The following is a 2,017-nucleotide window of genomic DNA, read 5'->3' on the forward strand; positions in this document are numbered from 1 at the left end:
CGCCGTCAACGAGGGTTACCTCGACGACGTGCCGGTCAACAAGCTGCTGGCGTTCGAAGAAGGCCTGCATGCGCACTTCGCCAACACCCAGGGCGAGCTGGTCGGCAAGGTCAACGCCACCGGCGGTTGGGACAATGACATCGAAGCGGCCTTCAAGAAGGGCATCGCCGAGTTCAAGACCACCGGCAGCTGGTAAGACGCACGTGCGGCGGGGCTCTGCCCCGCCTCACCGTTGAATGCAGCGGGGCTGAGCCCCGCTCTACGGGAATCAAAGATGGCAAGCGGACGCGAAATCAAAACCAAGATCAAGAGCGTGCAGAACACCCGCAAGGTGACGCGCGCGCTCGAAATGGTCTCGGCTTCCAAAATCCGCAAGGCGCAGGAGCGGATGAAGACGTCGCGTCCGTACGCGCAGGCGATGAAGCAGGTGATCGGCCACCTGGCGCAGGCCAGCACCGACTACCAGCATCCGTTCCTGGTCCAGCGCGATGACGTGAAGCGCGTTGGCTACATCGTGGTCTCTTCCGACCGCGGCCTGGCCGGCGGCCTGAACAACAACCTGTTCCGCAAAATGCTCGGCGAAGTCCGCGAGTGGCAGGACAAGGGCGCCGAGATCGACGTGGTGACCATCGGCCAGAAGGCATCCACCTTCTTCCGCCGGGTCAAGGTCAACATGGTGGGTACCGTCACCCACATGGGCGACGTGCCGCACCTGGAACAGCTGATCGGCGTGATCAAGGTGATGCTTGATGCATTCACCGAGGGCAAGGTCGACCGCGTGTACCTGGTCTACAACCGCTTCATCAACACGATGACCCAGAAGGCCAGCTTCGACCAGCTGCTGCCGTTGCCGGCCGCTGAAAAGCAGGTCGCGCACCACGACTGGGACTACCTGTACGAACCCGACGCCGCGACCGTGCTGGAGCACGTGATGACGCGTTACGTCGAATCGCTGGTGTACCAGGCTGTACTGGAAAACGTGGCCTCCGAGCATGCGGCACGCATGGTCGCGATGAAGTCGGCCAGCGACAACGCGAACAAGCTGATCGGAACCCTGCAGCTCGTCTACAACAAGGCGCGCCAGGCAGCGATCACCCAGGAAATTTCGGAAATCGTCGGCGGCGCGGCAGCAGTCTGACGCGCGCAGTCAAAGCATTTAATTTAGAGGATGCAGCAATGAGTCAGGGCAAGATCGTTCAGATCATCGGCGCCGTCGTCGACGTGGAATTCCCCCGCGAGTCGGTGCCGAAGGTGTACCACGCGCTGAAGGTGGACAACACCGAAATCACGCTGGAAGTGCAGCAGCAGCTGGGTGACGGCGTGGTCCGCTGCATCGCGCTGGGCTCCACCGACGGCCTGAAGCGCAACCTGGTGGCCACCAACACCGAACGCGCCATCTCGGTGCCGGTCGGTGCAGGCACCCTGGGCCGCATCATGGACGTGCTGGGCCGTCCGATCGACGAAGCCGGCCCGGTGGCCGCCAGCGACAGCTGGGAAATCCACCGCGAGGCCCCGTCGTACGAAGACCAGTCCCCGGCCACCGAGCTGCTGGAAACCGGCATCAAGGTCATCGACCTGATGTGCCCGTTCGCCAAGGGCGGCAAGGTCGGCCTGTTCGGCGGCGCCGGCGTCGGCAAGACCGTCAACATGATGGAACTGATCAACAACATCGCCAAGGCGCACAGCGGTCTGTCCGTGTTTGCCGGCGTGGGCGAGCGTACCCGTGAGGGCAACGACTTCTACCACGAGATGAAGGACTCCAACGTCCTGGACAAGGTCGCGATGGTGTACGGCCAGATGAACGAGCCGCCGGGCAACCGTCTGCGCGTTGCGCTGACCGGCCTGACGATGGCCGAGTACTTCCGCGACGAGAAGGACGAAAACGGCAAGGGCAAGGACGTGCTGCTGTTCGTCGACAACATCTACCGCTACACCCTGGCCGGTACCGAAGTGTCGGCACGGCTGGGTCGTATGCCGTCGGCCGTGGGCTACCAGCCGACCCTGGCCGAGGAAATGG

At 63.3% G+C, this 2,017-nt stretch carries 2 protein-coding genes and 1 pseudogene; all 3 read left to right on the forward strand.

From position 1 onward, the window contains the following. Nucleotides 1-196, forward strand: a pseudogene (locus tag ACPEH1_RS20485) (F0F1 ATP synthase subunit alpha); the annotation flags it as partial. 78 nt (nucleotides 197-274) lie between these two features. After that, entirely contained in the window at nucleotides 275-1,138 is an 864-nt protein-coding gene (gene atpG, locus ACPEH1_RS20490) for a F0F1 ATP synthase subunit gamma (protein ID WP_017354879.1), read from the forward strand. A 38-nt stretch (nucleotides 1,139-1,176) separates the two neighbouring features. Beyond that, on the forward strand, nucleotides 1,177-2,017 hold an 841-nt coding region (gene atpD, locus ACPEH1_RS20495), incomplete at its 3' end, for a F0F1 ATP synthase subunit beta (RefSeq protein WP_423716312.1).

Origin of the sequence: Stenotrophomonas sp. NPDC077421 (assembly GCF_049545505.1) — a bacterium.
GTDB lineage: Bacteria > Pseudomonadota > Gammaproteobacteria > Xanthomonadales > Xanthomonadaceae > Stenotrophomonas > Stenotrophomonas nematodicola.

What these genes read in the sequence shown, in the direction of transcription:
- atpG (WP_017354879.1), top strand. Translation starts at nt 275, where the DNA reads ATGGCAAGCGGACGCGAAATCAAAACCAAGATCAAGAGCGTGCAGAAC.